15 protein-coding genes are annotated in these 14871 nt (G+C 68.8%); 8 read left to right on the plus strand and 7 right to left on the minus strand.

The window, feature by feature from the left end:
- Positions 1 to 102: 102 nt before the first annotated feature.
- From ASC55_RS09030 to ASC55_RS09040, 3 genes are all read right to left on the minus strand, one after another.
- Positions 103 to 1137, minus strand: coding sequence for an ABC transporter permease (locus tag ASC55_RS09030; protein ID WP_017829492.1), 1035 nt, complete (start codon positions 1135 to 1137; stop codon positions 103 to 105).
- Positions 1137 to 2639 carry a sugar ABC transporter ATP-binding protein gene (locus ASC55_RS09035; protein WP_017829493.1) on the minus strand — a complete coding sequence of 501 codons (1503 nt, stop codon included), beginning with the start codon at positions 2637 to 2639 and terminating at the stop codon, positions 1137 to 1139. Before ASC55_RS09035 ends, ASC55_RS09030 begins: the two co-directional genes overlap by 1 nt.
- 188 nt (positions 2640 to 2827) lie before the next feature.
- Positions 2828 to 3697 (minus strand): sugar phosphate isomerase/epimerase family protein, encoded by an 870-nt coding sequence (locus ASC55_RS09040; protein ID WP_055874596.1) that lies wholly within the window; start codon positions 3695 to 3697, stop codon positions 2828 to 2830.
- Positions 3698 to 3893: 196 nt separating this feature from the next.
- Between ASC55_RS09040 and ASC55_RS09045 the strand changes: the two genes are divergently transcribed.
- Positions 3894 to 4895, plus strand: coding sequence for a LacI family DNA-binding transcriptional regulator (locus ASC55_RS09045; RefSeq protein ID WP_055874599.1), 1002 nt, complete (start codon positions 3894 to 3896; stop codon positions 4893 to 4895).
- A 65-nt stretch (positions 4896 to 4960) separates the two neighbouring features.
- Here the strand turns inward: ASC55_RS09045 and ASC55_RS09050 are convergent, their stop codons facing one another.
- Positions 4961 to 5947, minus strand: coding sequence for an aldo/keto reductase (locus ASC55_RS09050; RefSeq protein WP_055874602.1), 987 nt, complete (start codon positions 5945 to 5947; stop codon positions 4961 to 4963).
- Positions 5934 to 7229 (minus strand): L-fuconate dehydratase, encoded by a 1296-nt coding sequence (locus tag ASC55_RS09055; protein ID WP_017829497.1) that lies wholly within the window; start codon positions 7227 to 7229, stop codon positions 5934 to 5936. Before ASC55_RS09055 ends, ASC55_RS09050 begins: the two co-directional genes overlap by 14 nt.
- Positions 7230 to 7353: 124 nt before the next feature.
- On the opposite strand from ASC55_RS09055, the gene ASC55_RS09060 reads away from it, so the two are divergent.
- Positions 7354 to 8214, plus strand: coding sequence for a fumarylacetoacetate hydrolase family protein (locus tag ASC55_RS09060; RefSeq protein WP_017829498.1), 861 nt, complete (start codon positions 7354 to 7356; stop codon positions 8212 to 8214).
- The gene (locus ASC55_RS09065) at positions 8196 to 8960 is read left to right on the plus strand and encodes an SDR family NAD(P)-dependent oxidoreductase (protein WP_055874605.1); all 765 of its coding nucleotides are present in this window, start codon (positions 8196 to 8198) and stop codon (positions 8958 to 8960) included. Before ASC55_RS09060 ends, ASC55_RS09065 begins: the two co-directional genes overlap by 19 nt.
- Before the next feature lie 90 nt (positions 8961 to 9050).
- On the opposite strand, the gene ASC55_RS09070 is transcribed toward ASC55_RS09065, so the two are convergent.
- On the minus strand, positions 9051 to 10025 hold the full coding sequence (locus ASC55_RS09070) for an amidohydrolase family protein (RefSeq protein WP_055874608.1): 975 nt from the start codon (positions 10023 to 10025) through the stop codon (positions 9051 to 9053).
- Positions 10026 to 10071: 46 nt separating this feature from the next.
- On the opposite strand from ASC55_RS09070, the gene ASC55_RS09075 reads away from it, so the two are divergent.
- Positions 10072 to 10749, plus strand: a complete 678-nt coding sequence (locus tag ASC55_RS09075; protein ID WP_017829501.1) for a FadR/GntR family transcriptional regulator — start codon at positions 10072 to 10074, stop codon at positions 10747 to 10749.
- Between the two features lie 19 nt (positions 10750 to 10768).
- On the opposite strand, the gene ASC55_RS09080 is transcribed toward ASC55_RS09075, so the two are convergent.
- Positions 10769 to 11431, minus strand: a complete 663-nt coding sequence (locus ASC55_RS09080; RefSeq protein WP_055874611.1) for a transaldolase family protein — start codon at positions 11429 to 11431, stop codon at positions 10769 to 10771.
- A gap of 118 nt (positions 11432 to 11549) precedes the next feature.
- Between ASC55_RS09080 and ASC55_RS09085 the strand changes: the two genes are divergently transcribed.
- The 4 genes from ASC55_RS09085 to ASC55_RS09100 are packed head-to-tail and all read left to right on the plus strand — an operon-like array spanning position 11550 to position 14859.
- Positions 11550 to 12512, plus strand: coding sequence for a ribokinase (locus ASC55_RS09085; protein WP_055874614.1), 963 nt, complete (start codon positions 11550 to 11552; stop codon positions 12510 to 12512).
- Between the two features lie 50 nt (positions 12513 to 12562).
- Positions 12563 to 12967 (plus strand): D-ribose pyranase, encoded by a 405-nt coding sequence (gene rbsD, locus ASC55_RS09090; RefSeq protein ID WP_055874617.1) that lies wholly within the window; start codon positions 12563 to 12565, stop codon positions 12965 to 12967.
- The gene (locus ASC55_RS09095) at positions 12967 to 13779 is read left to right on the plus strand and encodes a GntR family transcriptional regulator (RefSeq protein ID WP_055874620.1); all 813 of its coding nucleotides are present in this window, start codon (positions 12967 to 12969) and stop codon (positions 13777 to 13779) included. The genes rbsD and ASC55_RS09095 overlap by 1 nt, the downstream gene beginning before the upstream one ends.
- Before the next feature lie 21 nt (positions 13780 to 13800).
- A complete protein-coding gene (locus tag ASC55_RS09100) occupies positions 13801 to 14859 on the plus strand; it encodes a PLP-dependent cysteine synthase family protein (protein ID WP_055866126.1) in 1059 nt (352 codons plus the stop codon).
- Positions 14860 to 14871: the final 12 nt, after the last annotated feature.

Genomic DNA, 14871 nt, shown 5'->3' on the forward strand with positions numbered 1-14871 from the left:
GCCGGCGCTGTGGACATTCCAGGTGCCTGTGCGGATGTCTCCGCGGAAGCCGGCCGTGGCCGGAGGACGACGACGGGCACGGGTTTCGTCGCCGTCCAGGTCTCAGGTGCGCTGTCGGTTGCGGAGCGAGTCGAGGAAGACCGCGAGCAGCACGACGACGCCGACGACGATGTTCTGCCATTCGGGCTGGATCGACATGATGCGCAGACCGTTCACGAGAACGCTCATGATGAGGGCGCCGATCACGGTGCCGAGGATCGAGCCGCGTCCGCCCAGCAGCGAGGTTCCGCCGATGATGACCGCGGCGATCGCCTGCAGCTCGTACCCGGTGCCGATCTGCGGCTGCGCCGAGTCGAGGCGGGAGGCGATGACGATGCCCGCGACGCCGGTGAACGCCCCGGCGAACATGTAGATCAGGATCGTCCAGCGACGGGTGTTGACGCCCGAGAGGCGCGTGGCCTCTTCGTTCGAGCCGATCGCGAAGGTGTACCGGCCGAGCAGCGTCTTCGACAGCACGAGGTACGCGATGATCGCGAGCACGGCGGTGACGAGAACGGCGTTCGGGATGCCGGGGATGATCACGCCGAGGGCGATCTTCTTGAAGTCGGGGGCCGACGTCGAGAAGTAGATCGGCGCGACGCCCGAGATCACGAGGGCGAGGCCACCGGCGATCATCATCATCGCCAGGGTCGCGATGAACGGCGGGAGCCGGAGGAACGTGATGTTCACACCGTTGATCAGGCCCATCAGCACACCGGTGAGGATGCCGCCGATGACACCGACCCAGACCGGGAGCCCCATGTTCGTCACGAACACACCCGTCATCACGGCGCACAGCGCCATGCCGGTGCCGATCGACAGGTCGATGCCGCCGGTGATGATGACGAAGGTGGTGCCGAGGGCGAGGATACCGATGACGGCGGTCGACAGCAGCACCGTGGCGATGTTGCTGAAGGTGAAGAAGTTGGGGCTGGCGATCGAGAAGAAGATGATCAGCACGATGAGCGTGCCGAACGCCAGCGACTGCTGGAACTGCCGCTTCAGGAACGCGCCGACGTCTCTCTTGTCGGTGTTCTCGTTCACGGCGGTCTGGATGATCGTCGTCGTCGACGATCCGGGCTGCTGCGGAGCGCTCATCAGTCTTCCTCCCCGTGGGCTGCGAGTTGCATGATCTTCTCCTGGCTTGCTTCCTCGTTGCGGAGCGTCCCGGTGATGCGGCCGTTGGCGAAGACCGCGATGCGGTTCGCCACACGGAGGATCTCCGGGAGCTCGGATGAGATGACGATGATGGACTTGCCTGCATCAGCAAGCTGCTGCATGAGGCGGTAGATCTCCTCCTTCGCGCCGACGTCGATCCCTCGGGTCGGCTCGTCGAAGATGAGGATGTCGCAGTCGCGCATCAGCCAGCGGGCGATGACGACCTTCTGCTGGTTCCCTCCGGAGAGGAGCTTGACGACCTGGTTGACCGAGGGGGTCTTCACGCGCAGCTGCTGCACGTACTCCTTGGTACGGTTCTTCGCCTTGCTGTCGCCCATCCAGCCGATCGCGTTGGCGTAGGAGCCGAGCGAGGCGAGCACGGTGTTGAACGTCACGTCCTGCTCTAGCATGAGGCCGAGGAGCTTGCGGTCCTCCGAGAGGTATCCGACGCCGTGCTGCACGGCGTCGGCTGGCTGGGCGATCCGCACCGTGCGACCGTCGATCGCGATCGTGCCGCTGTCGCGGTGATCGGCGCCGATCACGGCACGCGCGGTCTCGGTGCGCCCGGCGCCCATGAGCCCTGCGAAGCCGAGGATCTCGCCCTTGTGCAGCTGGAACGAGACGTCTTTCAGGAGGTTCTTGGTCGACAGACCCTGCACCTCGAGGACAACGGGATCGTTCGCGTGCTCTCGGGCCTGCGGACGGGTCCCCTCGTCGATCACACGTCCGACCATCATCTCGATGATGGTCGGGATGGTGATCTCGGACCTGTCGAGTGATCCGATGTATGTGCCGTCACGGAGGACGGTCACCCGGTCGGCCAGACGGCGCAGCTCGTCCATGCGGTGCGAGATGTAGACGATCCCGGTGCCGCGCGCCTTGAGCTGCTCGATCAGCACGAAGAGCGTCTCGACCTCGGTGTCGGTGAGGGCGGAGGTCGGCTCGTCCATGATGAGCACCTTGGCGTTGAACGACAGCGCCTTGGCGATCTCGACCATCTGCTGCTCGGCCACCGTGAGCTCGCCGACGAGCTGCCGGGGGTTCAGGTGGATGTCCAGGCGCTGCAGCAGTTCCGCGGTCTGCGCGTTCAGCTTGCGCTCCGACAGGAACGGCCCGGTGGTGGGCTCTCGCCCCACGTAGATGTTCTGCGCCACGGTCAGATCGGGCATCAGGTTGAGCTCCTGATGGATGATCGTGATGCCGAGCTCCTGCGCCTGGAGGGGGCTGGTGAGCTCCACCTCCTGACCCTCGAACGTGATCGTGCCCTCGTCCTTGGTGTAGATCCCGGAGAGGATCTTCATCAGCGTCGACTTTCCCGCGCCGTTCTCGCCCACGAGCACGAGCACCTCGCCGGCGTGCACCTCGAGGTGCACGTCCTTCAGCGCCTGCACGCCGGGGAATCCCTTGCTGATCCCCTCGACCCGGAGGATGGGTCCACTCATGCGCTCACCTGCTTCCTTGAAGGTTCTGCTTCGATGTCGGCGGATCATTCCGCCACAAACATCGGATCAATTCTGCGTCCTGCGCCACGGCCAGCGCAAGTTGTATCTAAATGTATCTAAGGTCGGAGGGATTGGGAAGACCTGTAATGACATCTTGATCTTCCGCTCTCCTTCCCCCGTGATTCCGCTCAGTGGAGGCGGATCGAATCGACCGCGACGAGCTTGTCGCGGATGTACGCGTTGGCGTGCGCGCCGAGCTCGTCGTTGTCGTTCCAGAGGTTCCGCCAGATGCCGAGCATGCGACTCAGGTCAGGCGCGACGACCGCCGACGAGAACGACTCGAACACGATGGGGCCGCCGTAACCAATGCGACCGAGCGCCTTGAAGAAGGTGTCGAAGTCGACCGTTCCGGTGCCGAGGTAGCCGCGGTGGCTCTCCCCGATGTGCACATAGCGCAGCGCCGGTGCCGCATCGAGGACGGGCGTGAACATATCCGACTCCTCGATGTTCATGTGATACGTGTCGATGTGGATCCCGAGATTCGGGCGATCCACCTCGGTGATGTAGGCGAGGGCCTGTCGTGCGGTGTTGAGCACGTTCGTCTCGTAGCGGTTCACGACCTCGAGCGAGACCGACACCCCGCGCGCGGCCGCATGGTCGGCGACCCGGGCGATCGCGGCCTTGCTGCTCGCGAGACCCTCAGGGGTCACGGGCTCCATGTACTTCTTCATGGCGCTGTAGATCACCCCGCAGAAATGCTCTCCACCGAGGTCGGCGAGCACGTCGACGGCCTTGACAAGGAGCGCTTCGCCCGCCGCCGCGATCGCCGGATCGGCGCTGGTGACATCGGTCGCCTCGGAGAGTCCGAGCGAAGCACTGACGGCGAGGTCGTACTCCTCCAGCGCATCCTTCGCGACGGAGACGTCGAACGTGAACGGATCCATGAGCGGGAACTCGATGAGGTCGAAACCCGCCTCCCTGGTCTTGTGCACCGCCAGACGGATGCCCTCGGCATCGAAGTTCCCCGTCCAGACGAGCCCGTGGCAGCCGATGTTCATGAGACCTCTCGCAGCGGGTGTGCGGCACCGTCGCCGTCCCGGAGTTGGCACGTTGCAACTCCGGCGTGCGAGTCACGCTACGTCGGTCGACCGACCCCTGTCAAGAACTTTCTTGGCACGTTGCAAGTCCTCCGATATCCTGATGCCGCCGACGCCGTCAGGAACCCCGATCGACGCGGCCCGACCAAGGAGTCCCATGCCCGCGAGCGTCAAGGACGTCGCCGCCCTCGCCGGAGTCTCCTCCTCCACCGTCTCGAACTACCTCAACCACCCGCACGTGCTCGGAGCCGCGAGCCGCGAACGGGTGCGGTCGGCGATCGAGCAGCTGGGCTTCGTGCCCAACGAGTCGGCTCGGCAGCTGCGTGCGGGATCGAGCAAGGCGCTCGCCCTCATCCTGCTCGACGCCTGGCTGCCCTACTTCCACGACCTCTCGCGCGGGGTCGAAGACGTCGCCCGCGAGGGCGGCTGGTCGCTGTTCTTCAGCAACAGCAACCGCGACGACGCACAGGAGCGGCGCAACCTCGACATGTTCGAGGCGCACCGGGTGCAGGGCATCGTCATCTACCCGCTCGGTGACGTGGTGCCGCGCCTGGAAGCCCTGGCAGATCGCGGCATCCGCTCGGTCGTGGTGGGCCCGATCCCCGACTCCTCGAAGGTCGCATCCGTGCTGTTCGACGACCGAGACGGCGGGCGACTCGCAGGAGAGCATCTCGTGACACTCGGCCGACGGCGCATCCTGTTCCTCGGCAATCCGGCGGTGAGCCAATCGAACCACCGTCTGGAAGGGCTCAGGGAAGCGGTCTCAGGGACCTCCGCGACCGTGACGACGATCGAGGTGCCGCACCTGGTCACGGAAGACGGGCTCCACGCCGGCGAGCAGATCATCGCGATGCCCCCGGCCGAGCGCCCCGACGCCGTGTTCGCGGCGAACGACATGGTGGCGGTCGGCGTGCTCACGCAGCTGCTGCGCCACGGCATCCGGGTGCCGGAGGAGATCGCGCTCGTCGGCTTCGACGACGTCGCCCAGGCGCACCAGAGCGTCGTTCCGCTCACGAGCGTGCGGCAGCCCGGCTACGAGATCGGCCGCGCCGCGGGAGCAGCGCTCCTGCAGCAGCTCGCCGACCCCAGCGCACCGCCGCCCGCGACGACCCCGTTCCCCGCCGAGCTCATCGTGCGGGAGTCGACCGTCGGCCGCTGAGGCGCTGAGGCGCTCGGTCTCGGCCCGCCGCCGTGGACAACTTCCTGCCGCAGGCGGCGGGGGATTCAGGCCGTCGGGATGAGCCCCTCCATCGACAGGTTCTCCCACAGCGCCGCCGGGATCTCGAGCGCGGCGTACTCCGCGTTCTGCTGCAGCTGCGCCGGCCGGCTGCCGCCCACCACCACGGAGCGCACGACGTCGGACTGCAGGGGGAACTGGATGGCCGCAGCGGGCAGCGGCACACCGTGATCGGCGCACACGGCGGCGATGCGCACGAGCCTGTCCCACAGCTCGTCGGGGAGCTGTCCGTACTCGTAGCGTCCGTCGCGGCGCGGCTCACTCGATGCGAGCAGCCCCGAGTTGAAGACGGACGCCGCCACGATCCCGGTCGCGGTCTCACGGCAGGCGGGCAGCACGTCGACGGCGGCGGGCTGCTCGAGCAGCGTGTACCGGCCGGCCACCATGATCAGGTCGAGGTCGGCGGCACGCACGGCTGCGGCGAGAGCATCCGACACCATCGAGCCGATGCCGATCGCGGTGACCTCGCCGTCGGCACGCAGCTGCTCCATCGCGGGCAGGGCTTCGGCGAGCGCGAGGTCGAGGTCGTGCCGCTCGGGGTCGTGCAGGTAGAGCAGATCGATGCGTTCGATGCCGAGCCTCTCGCGAGACTCGTCGACGCTCGCGCGAATGCCCGCCTCCGAGAAGTCCCACACGCGCTGCAGGTCGTCCGGCACGTGGAAGTCGTTCGCGGTGTCGAGGCCGCCGGAGTGGTCGGGGTTCGGCCGCAGCAGGCGCCCGGCCTTGGTCGAGAGCACGTACTGGTCGCGCGGCTTGGTCTGCAGGAACGCCCCGAGCCTGCGCTCCGACAGGCCCAGACCGTAGTGCGGCGCGGTGTCGTAGAAGCGGATGCCGCTCTCCCACGCGGCATCCAGCACGGCCCACGCCTCGTCGTCGCTGAGCGGACGGAACAGGTTGCCCACGTTCGCGGCGCCGTACCCGAGGGCGGGAACCTCCAGGCGGTCGCGCACTCCCCCGCGATCAGGCACCGACATGTGCACCCGTCCAGGTGTAGGTCGCGATGCTGTCGGCCTTCATCTCCATGCCCGTTCCCGGCGCGGTCGGCGCCATGTACGAGCCGCCCTGGATGTCGGTAGGCACGACGAAGTGCTCGTGCAGGTGGTCGACGAACTCGATCATGCGGCCCTCGCGGGTGCCGGTGACCGCGACGAAGTCGAACATAGACAGGTGCTGCACGGCCTCGCACAGGCCGACACCACCGGCGTGCGGGCACACGGGCACGCCGAACTTGGCGGCGAGCAGCAGGTTCGCGATGTTCTCGTTCACCCCGGCCACGCGCACGGCGTCGATCTGCATGACCGAGATGGCGTCGGCCTGCAGCAGCTGCTTGAAGATGACACGGTTCTGCGCGTGCTCACCCGTCGCGACGCGGATGGGCGCGACGCCCCTGGCGATCTCGGCGTGGCCGAGTACGTCGTCGGGGCTCGTGGGCTCCTCGATCCAGGCGGGATGGAACTCGGCGAGCGCGTTCACCCACTCGATCGCCTCCGACACCTCCCAGCGCTGGTTGGCGTCGATCGCGATGGGGAAGTCGGGTCCGCACACCTCGCGCGCCTTGCGGAAGCGGCGGATGTCGTCGTCGAGGTCGGCGCCGACCTTGAGCTTGATCTGGGTGAAGCCGTCGGCCATGGCCTCGCGGGCGAGGCGTTCGAGCTTCTCGTCGGAGTAGCCGAGCCAGCCGGGGCTCGTGGTGTAGCCGGGGTATCCGGTGGCCAGCAGCTGCTGCTCGCGCTCAGCTCGTCCGGGCTCGGCCGCGCGCAGGATCTCGAGGGCGTCTTCGGGGGTGAGGGCGTTGGTGAGGTAGCGGAAGTCGACCAGGTCGACGAGCTCCTCCGGCGTCATGCGGGCGAGCAGCTGCCAGAGCGGAAGCCCTGCGCGCTTGGCCTTGATGTCCCACAGCGCGTTGATGACCGCGCCGATGGCCATGTGCATGACCCCCTTCTCGGGGCCGAGCCAGCGCAGCTGCGAGTCGCCGATGATGTCACGGAACGTGCCGCCCATGTCGTCGAGCAGCGGCTCGATCTCGCGCCCGACGAGGTGCCCGGCGAGCGCGTCGATCGCCGCGACCTGCACGTCGTTGCCTCGGCCGATCGTGAAGACGAACGCGTGCCCCTCGATGTCGTCGTCGGCGTCGGTGCGCACGATGACGTACGCGGCCGAGTAGTCGGGGTCGGGGTTCATCGCGTCCGACCCGTCCAGGCTCAGGGACGTGGGGAAGCGGATGTCGGTGGTGTCGAGGGCGACGATACGGCTCACGGGATTCCTCTCCATGCACGGGTGATTTCTTCCGTGCGGATCTCTTGGAGTGTAAACATCCGATGTCTATACTGTCAACGAGACCGGCCGCCTCATCGCGGCCTCCCGACCGATCAGGAGAAACATGAAGTTCGCGCGGCTCGGCACCCCCGGGAATGAGATCCCCGTCCTCGTGGAGGGCGACCGATACCTCGACCTCCGCTCCGTAACATCCGACGTGAACGGCGATTTCCTCGAGAGCGACTTCGTCGCCCGGGTCACGGCCGCGCGTGAAGGCGGAGAGCTCCCCGAGCTCGCGGACGCCGCGTCGATGCGCATCGGCGCCCCGATCGCCCGCCCGAGCGCCGTGATCTGCATCGGCATGAACTACGCGGCCCACGCGGCCGAGTCCGGCTCGGAGCCGCCGACCATTCCGATCCTCTTCCTCAAGACCCCGAACACGGTCGTCGGCCCGAACGACACAGTCACGATCCCGCGGGGCAGCGAGAAGACCGACTGGGAGGTCGAGCTCGGCATCGTCATCGGCACCCGCACCGCCTACCTCGACAGCCCCGAGGAGTCGCTCGCGCACGTCGCCGGCTTCGTCGCCGCGAACGACGTCTCCGAGCGCGACTTCCAGATGACGGTCTCCGGCGGCCAGTGGTCCAAGGGGAAGATCGCGCCCGGCTTCAACCCGACCGGCCCCTGGCTCGTCACCCCCGACGAGGTCGACCACCATGCGCTCGGACTTCGCAGCTTCGTGAACGGCGAGCCGCGGCAGGACTCGAACACGAGCGACATGATCTTCACGGTCGAGCACATCGTGCACCACCTGTCGCAGTACGTGACGCTCGAGCCGGGCGACCTGATCCTCACCGGCACCCCGCAGGGCGTCGCCCTCTCGGGCAAGTACCCGTACCTCGCCGCGGGCGACGTGGTCGAGATCGAGATCGACGGCCTCGGCCGTCAGCGACAGGAGTTCGTGGCATGGGAGGCCCAGAAGTGAGCGCACTGCAGGGACTGGTGGCGATCGTCACCGGCGGAGCATCCGGAATCGGCGCGGCGATCGCGCAGCGCCTGCACGCCGACGGCGCGACCATCGCGGTGCTCGACCGTGACACCGCAGCGGCCGACCCCGCCTTCGCCGCCTTCACTGCAGACGTCTCCGACCGCGCGAGCGTCGACGCGGCGGTGGCCGCCGTGGCCGAGAGGTTCGGGCGCATCGACATCGTCGTCAACAACGCCGGCATCGGCGCGCAGGGCGACATCGCCGCGAACGACGACGACGAGTGGGCGCGAGTGCTCTCCGTCAACGTCACCGGCATCGCCCGTGTCACCTCGGCAGCTCTCCCGTGGCTGCGGAAGTCCCCGTCGGCGGCGGTGTGCAACACGGCATCCATCGCATCGACCACCGGACTGCCGCAGCGCGCGCTCTACAGCGCGTCGAAGGGTGCCGTCTCCGCCCTCACCCGCGCGATGGCCGCCGACCACCTGCGCGAGGGGATCCGTGTGAACGCGGTCAACCCGGGCACGGCCGACACTCCGTGGGTGGGACGCCTGCTCGACTCGGCCACCGACCCCGCCGCCGAGCGTGCGGCCCTCGAGGCACGCCAGCCCCACGGGCGACTGGTCAGCCCCGACGAGGTCGCCGCGGCTGTCGCCTACCTCGTGAGCCCCGCTGCAGGCTCGACCACCGGAACCTTCATCGAGGTCGACGGCGGCATGGCCCAGCTGCGCCTGCGCGCGGAGTAGCCCCCGCTGCCTCCTCCCGGTCGCAGTTGACGCCGCATCCGACGTGCGGGGATGGCAGCAACTGCGACCGGAACGCCGGTCAGACGGCGCTCAGCCGCGGTGGCCGCGGAGCCAGCTCCGGAGGCCGGAGCGCGGAGCCCCCTCCGTCGGCAGCTGCCGCGGCCGATCGGTGCGGTAGAACTGCTCGGCGTTGCGCCACAGGAGCGCATCGAGGTCGTGCCCACGCGATTGCGCCCAGGCGATCACGGTGTCGGCCCAGCGCGATCGCGCCGTCGCCTGGTAGGTGGCGGACCCGTCCTCCGGCGCATGCGGGTCGCCGTCCTCGGCCGGACCGATCACGGAGACGGGCCAGTCGCTCCCCCACATCAGCCGCTCGACGCCGAAGGCATCCGCCGCCACGTCGAGGAACGGCTCGAGCTGCTCGGCGCTCCAGTCGCCGCCCGCCTCTCCCGGCAGCCCCGAGAGCTTGCAGAAGGCGTTCGCATGCCGCGCCAACTCGGTGAGGTCGCGCGCCCACTCCGCGGACGGCGCAAGCGGGGACGCCGCCGTGCCGACGGCGGGCTTTCCGAGGTGATCGAGCACGAGCCGCAGCTCGGGGATCGCTCCGGCGAGGCGGGCGATGTCGGGCAGCTGGTTCTCGCGCACGCAGACGTCGAAGCTCAGGTCACGAGCGGCGACCTCCCTGGCACCGGTCACGAACGCCGCCGAGACCGCGAGTCCGTCCGGCTCACCCTGCAGGTTGTGCCGCACGCCCACGACGAGGGGTTCGGCCAGGAGTCCCTCCAGGTGCGCGACCGTGTCGGTCCCCATGTCGAGGCGGACGCCCGCGACGATCCCGACGATGCCGAGCGCGGGGGCGAGGCCTGCGACCCAGTCCACCTCGGCGAGGAAGTCGTCTTCGACGGTCTCGGCCTGCACGAAGACCGACTTCTCCGGTTCGGCCAGAGCCAGGCGGGCATGCTCGAGCTCGAGGTCGGCGAAACGATAGGCCATCGGCCCTTCGAGCCAGGTGTACGTCAGAACCTCCGGATCCCAGAGGTGCAGATGTGAATCGAGAACGCGCATGGCTCCATCCTGCCGGAGACATCCGATCAATCGCTAGGATGACGCCATGGCAGTCACCGACGAGGCGATCGAGAAGATCAAGGCGATGATCGTGGCGGGCGAGCTCTCCCCCGGTGATCGGCTTCCCCCCGAGAAGGAGCTGTCCGAACGACTCGGCCTGTCCCGCAGCTCGATGCGCGAAGCGGTCAAGGCGCTGGAGGTCATCCGGGTCCTCGACGTGCGTCGCGGCGACGGCACCTACGTGACGAGCCTCGAGCCGCATCTGCTGCTGGAGGCGATCTCGTTCGTGGTCGACATGCACGACGACGATTCGATGCTCGAGATCTTCGCAGTGCGGCGCATGCTGGAGTCGCAGGCAACAGGGCTCGCGGCGACGCTCGGGACAGATGAGCAGATCGCCGAGCTGCAGGATGAGGTCGACTCCATCGATGCGGCGGTCACGATCGAATCCCTGGTCGACCACGACATCCGTTTCCACCGCGAGATCGTCGCGATGTCCGGCAACGCCTACCTCGCGAGCCTGATCGAGCATCTGAGCAGCCAGACCGTCCGCGCCCGCGTCTGGCGCGGCCTCACCGAGGGCGGCGCTGTCGAGCGCACCCTGTCGGAGCACCGGGCCATCGCCGACGCGATCGCCCAGCATGACTCCGCCCTCGCGACCTCTCTGGCCACGGCGCACATCGCGGGCGTCGAGCGCTGGCTGCGTCAGGCCGCAGCGAGCTGACGCCCGCGGGAGCAGCCGCTCACGCCCCCAGGCGCACCATGGCGGCGTCGAACTCGGCCGCCGAGCTGTCGCTCACCTCATGGAAGAGCAGCCGGTCCAGCACATCGGGAGCCGCGGTGAAGTAGGGGATCCCCGCCAGTCGCAGGCCCGTGATGTCATCCGGCGAGCGCAGGGATGCGGCGAGCACGTTCGACACACTCCCCGCGCACACCTCCTGCATGCGGGCGATCGTCGCGTCGCCGTCGAGCCCGGCATCGCGCATGCGTCCGAGGTACGGGGCGATGTACTGCGCGCCGATCGACGCGCACGCCAGGGCCTGCGCGACCGAGTACACGGCGGTGACCAGCACGGTCGCCCCCTCGCGCACGAGCGCGGCTGCGGCGGCGAAACCCTCAGCCGTCGCCGGCACCTTCACGGCCACCCGGTCACCCAGCGCGCGGATGCCCTCGGCGTTGCGGAGGAACGAGGCGGTGTCGCCACCCCAGGTCTGGAAGAAGATCTCGCGCGCCCCCTCCGACTCCCAGCGGGCGTAGAGATCAGGGATCTCGGCGGCGGTGCGGCCACCGCGTTCGAGGATGGTCGGGTTCGTGGTGACGCCGTGCACCACCCCCGCGGCGAGCAGCGGGGAGACACGGTCGACATCGGCGCTGTCGACGTACAGACGTGGCGCGATCGGGGTCATCGGGGTCTCCTCGCGGACAACCTGTCGTTACAGGTGCGGATTCGGCTAATGTAATGACAGCCATCGCGGTCTGTCAAAGCGACGGCCATGCCTGCCGTCGAGGAAGATCAGGAGCGAGATGACCCCCGCACACCCCGAGGACCGCACCGGCGTCGTCATCGTCGGCAGCGTCACGGCCGATGTGACCACCTTCTCCGGGCGCCTGCCGGCCAGAGGCGAGACGATCCTCGGCGACGAGTTCACCCTCATGCTGGGGGGCAAGGGCGCGAATCAGGCCGTCGCCGCCGGTCGCTCCGGTGCACGCACGAGCTTCGTCGGCTGCGTGGGAGACGACCTCTTCCACGACCTGGTCGTCCACGGGCTCACGGCAGCGGGCGTCGACCTCACGCACTTGCGCACGGTTCCCGGCCCGACCGGCATCGCTCACATCCGGGTCGACTCCTCGGCGCAGAACGACATCGTGATGGTGCCGCTCGCCAACGCCGCCCTCAGCGCCGCGCAGATCGACGAGGCGCTCGCAGCTCTCGCCCCCACGACCTCGGTGCTGCTCACCCAGCTCGAGACGCCGTCGGCACTCACGGCGCACATCACCGCGCGCGGACGCGAGCACGGGATGACGGTCATCCTCGACCCGGCGCCGGCCGCCGAGCTCGATGCGGAGATCTGGCGGAGCATCGACATCGTCACCCCCAACGAGACCGAGGCGACGCTGATCAGCGGCATCGAGGTGACGGATGCTGCATCGGCCGAACGCGCCGGACGCTGGTTCCTCGCCCAGGGCGTCGGCGCCGCCGTGATCACCCTCGCGGGCCAGGGGTCGTGCGTCGTCACGGCCGAGGGCGCATCCGTGATCCCTCCGTTCCCGGTCGAGGCCGTCGACACGACCGCGGCGGGCGACGCCTACGCCGGATACCTCGGTGCAGCGCTCGCGAACGGCAGCACCCTGGCGGATGCCGTGCGCCTTGCCACCGCGGCCGGCGCGCTCACCGTCACCAAGCAGGGGGCGTCGCCGAGCCTTCCCCACCGCGCCGAGGTCGATGCGTTCCTGACGGAGCGCGCGGCCGCACCCGTCGCGAACTGAACTCGCGAACCGAACTCGCGAACCGAACCTGCGGAGCACCGAGGAGCCACATGCGCAAGACAGCCACCACGATCAATCCCGCGCTCTCCCGCGTGATCAGCGAGACCGGCCACACCGACCTGCTCGTCGTCACCGACGCGGGCCTGCCGATCCCCCCGGGCTCCGAGCGCATCGACCTTGCTTATCGCCCAGGGGCTCCGGCCTTCCTCGACGTGCTCGACACCGTGCTCGCCGAGCTGGTCGTGGAGGGAGCGACGGTCTCGGCAGAGGTCGCCGAGAAGAGCCCGGAGGTGCTGGCCGCGCTGCGGGAGCGGTTCGCCGGGATGGGATTCGAGATCGAACTCCTCCCGCACGTCGAGTTCAAGAAGCTCAGCCACGGCGCCCGCGCATTCGTGCGGTCGGGGGAGTTCACCCCCTACGCGAACGTGATCCTGCACGCGGGGGTGGCGTACTGATGGCCCTCGTCGACGACGCGATCGACCGGCACTCCGCCGCGCCGATGTACGACCAGCTGCGCCAGCTGATCATCGACGGCATCGCGCGCGACGGGTTGCAGCCCGGCGACCCGCTGCCCGGTGAGCATCGGCTGTGCGAGCGCTACGGCATCTCGCGCACCGTCGTGCGCCAGGCGCTCGCCCAGCTCGAACACGAGGGACTCGTCGAGCGGGTGAAGGGCAAGGGCACCTTCGTCTCCCGTCCCCGCACGAGCGAGAGCCTGGTGCACACGCTGGTCGGTCTGTACGACGATGTCGAGCGCCGCGGCGGCCATGTGCACAGCGACGTGCTGCGGCACGAGCAGACGACGGCGGATGAAGAGGTCGCCCTGGCGCTGGAGGTGCCCGTGGGGTCGCCCGTCGTGGTGCTGGAGCGTCTGCGCCATGTCGACGGCGAGCCGTGGTCGCTGTCGACGACGTGGATGCCGGAGGCCGTCGGCCGTGTGACGCTCGGCGCCGACCTGACCGAGGGCTCTCTGTACCGACTGCTCGCCGACAACGGCATCGTCGCGACGCACGGCGTGCGCTCAGCCGAGGCGACCGTGGCCACGCACGAGCAGGCACAGCACCTGGGAGTGAGCGCCGGCTCGGCCCTGCTGCGTCTGCGCAGCATCAGCCGCAGCTCCGACGGCACGCCGATCGAGTACTTCATCGCGTATCACCGCGGCGACCGCTCGCGCTTCGAGTTCCAACTGCAGCAGGAGCAGTCGCAGGCCTCGCTGCTGCACGTCGATGGCGAAGGCGGGGCGTCCCGTGCCGGGACGGTCGGCTGAGCGGCCGGTAATGTCGAGGGCATGAGCGACTGGACCAGCACCGCGATCGCCCTGCTGGAAGCCGATGCCAACCGCAGCGCCGACACCCACCTGCACCTGTTCCCGCTGCCCTCCGAGTGGGGCATCGACCTCTACCTGAAGGACGAGTCCGTGCACCCCACGGGCTCCCTCAAGCATCGCCTCGCGCGCTCGCTGATCCTCTACGGCCTGGTCAACGGACGCATCCGCGAAGACACCACACTGGTGGAGTCGTCGAGCGGATCGACCGCCGTCTCCGAGGCGTACTTCGCCCGCATGCTGGGGCTGCCGTTCATCACGGTCGTTCCCCGTTCGACCGTGCAGGAGAAGATCGACCTCATCGAGTTCTACGGCGGCACCTGCCACTTCGTCGACCGGGCAGAGGACATGTCGCCCGAGGCGCAGCGCCTCGCCTCCGACTGCACCGGCCACTACCTCGACCAGTTCACGTTCGCCGAGCGCGCGACCGACTGGCGCGGCAACAACAACATCGCCGAGAGCGTGTTCAGCCAGCTCTCCCAGGAACGGCATCCGATCCCCTCCTGGATCGTCACGGGCGCCGGCACCGGTGGGACGAGCGCGACGTTCGGCCGGTACGTGAAGTACCGCCGGCATGACACCAAGGTCGCGGTCGTCGACCCCGAGGGCTCGGCCTTCTACGACGGATGGGCCGGCACCGTGGACCCGCCGGCCGGGCGTCCGAGCCGCATCGAGGGCATCGGCCGCCCCCGGGTCGAGGCGTCGTTCGTGCCCACCGTGATCGACGAGATGATCCAGGTTCCGGATGCCGGCTCGATCGCCGCGATCCGCCTGCTGCGCGAACGCACCCTGCACTGGGCCGGGGGCTCGACGGGCACGAACCTCTACGGCGCGTTCCAGCTCATCGCCCGCATGCGGGCCGCGGGAGAGACCGGCAGCGTCGTGACCCTGATCTGCGACAGCGGCGTCCGCTACGCCGGCACCTACTACTCCGACGAGTGGGTCGCGGCCCAAGGCTGGGACCTCGCCCCGCACCGGGCACGACTCGACGGGTTCCTGGAGTCCGGCGTCTGGGTGGAGTGAGGGCTGCGGGCT

This window comes from Microbacterium sp. Root322 (genome assembly GCF_001425645.1).
Lineage (GTDB): Bacteria > Actinomycetota > Actinomycetes > Actinomycetales > Microbacteriaceae > Microbacterium > Microbacterium maritypicum.

Excerpts from the sequence above, each read along its gene's own strand:
- ASC55_RS09085 (WP_055874614.1), top strand. The coding sequence starts at position 11,550 with ATGACCCCCGCACACCCCGAGGACCGCACCGGCGTCGTCATCGTCGGC.
- ASC55_RS09070 (WP_055874608.1), bottom strand. The coding sequence starts at position 10,025 with ATGCGCGTTCTCGATTCACATCTGCACCTCTGGGATCCGGAGGTTCTG.
- ASC55_RS09075 (WP_017829501.1), top strand. The coding sequence starts at position 10,072 with ATGGCAGTCACCGACGAGGCGATCGAGAAGATCAAGGCGATGATCGTG.
- ASC55_RS09065 (WP_055874605.1), top strand. The coding sequence starts at position 8,196 with ATGGGAGGCCCAGAAGTGAGCGCACTGCAGGGACTGGTGGCGATCGTC.
- ASC55_RS09100 (WP_055866126.1), top strand. The coding sequence starts at position 13,801 with ATGAGCGACTGGACCAGCACCGCGATCGCCCTGCTGGAAGCCGATGCC.
- ASC55_RS09040 (WP_055874596.1), bottom strand. The coding sequence starts at position 3,697 with ATGAACATCGGCTGCCACGGGCTCGTCTGGACGGGGAACTTCGATGCC.
- ASC55_RS09035 (WP_017829493.1), bottom strand. The coding sequence starts at position 2,639 with ATGAGTGGACCCATCCTCCGGGTCGAGGGGATCAGCAAGGGATTCCCC.
- ASC55_RS09080 (WP_055874611.1), bottom strand. The coding sequence starts at position 11,431 with ATGACCCCGATCGCGCCACGTCTGTACGTCGACAGCGCCGATGTCGAC.
- ASC55_RS09045 (WP_055874599.1), top strand. The coding sequence starts at position 3,894 with ATGCCCGCGAGCGTCAAGGACGTCGCCGCCCTCGCCGGAGTCTCCTCC.
- ASC55_RS09060 (WP_017829498.1), top strand. The coding sequence starts at position 7,354 with ATGAAGTTCGCGCGGCTCGGCACCCCCGGGAATGAGATCCCCGTCCTC.
- ASC55_RS09030 (WP_017829492.1), bottom strand. The coding sequence starts at position 1,137 with ATGAGCGCTCCGCAGCAGCCCGGATCGTCGACGACGACGATCATCCAG.
- ASC55_RS09095 (WP_055874620.1), top strand. The coding sequence starts at position 12,967 with ATGGCCCTCGTCGACGACGCGATCGACCGGCACTCCGCCGCGCCGATG.
- rbsD (WP_055874617.1), top strand. The coding sequence starts at position 12,563 with ATGCGCAAGACAGCCACCACGATCAATCCCGCGCTCTCCCGCGTGATC.
- ASC55_RS09050 (WP_055874602.1), bottom strand. The coding sequence starts at position 5,947 with ATGTCGGTGCCTGATCGCGGGGGAGTGCGCGACCGCCTGGAGGTTCCC.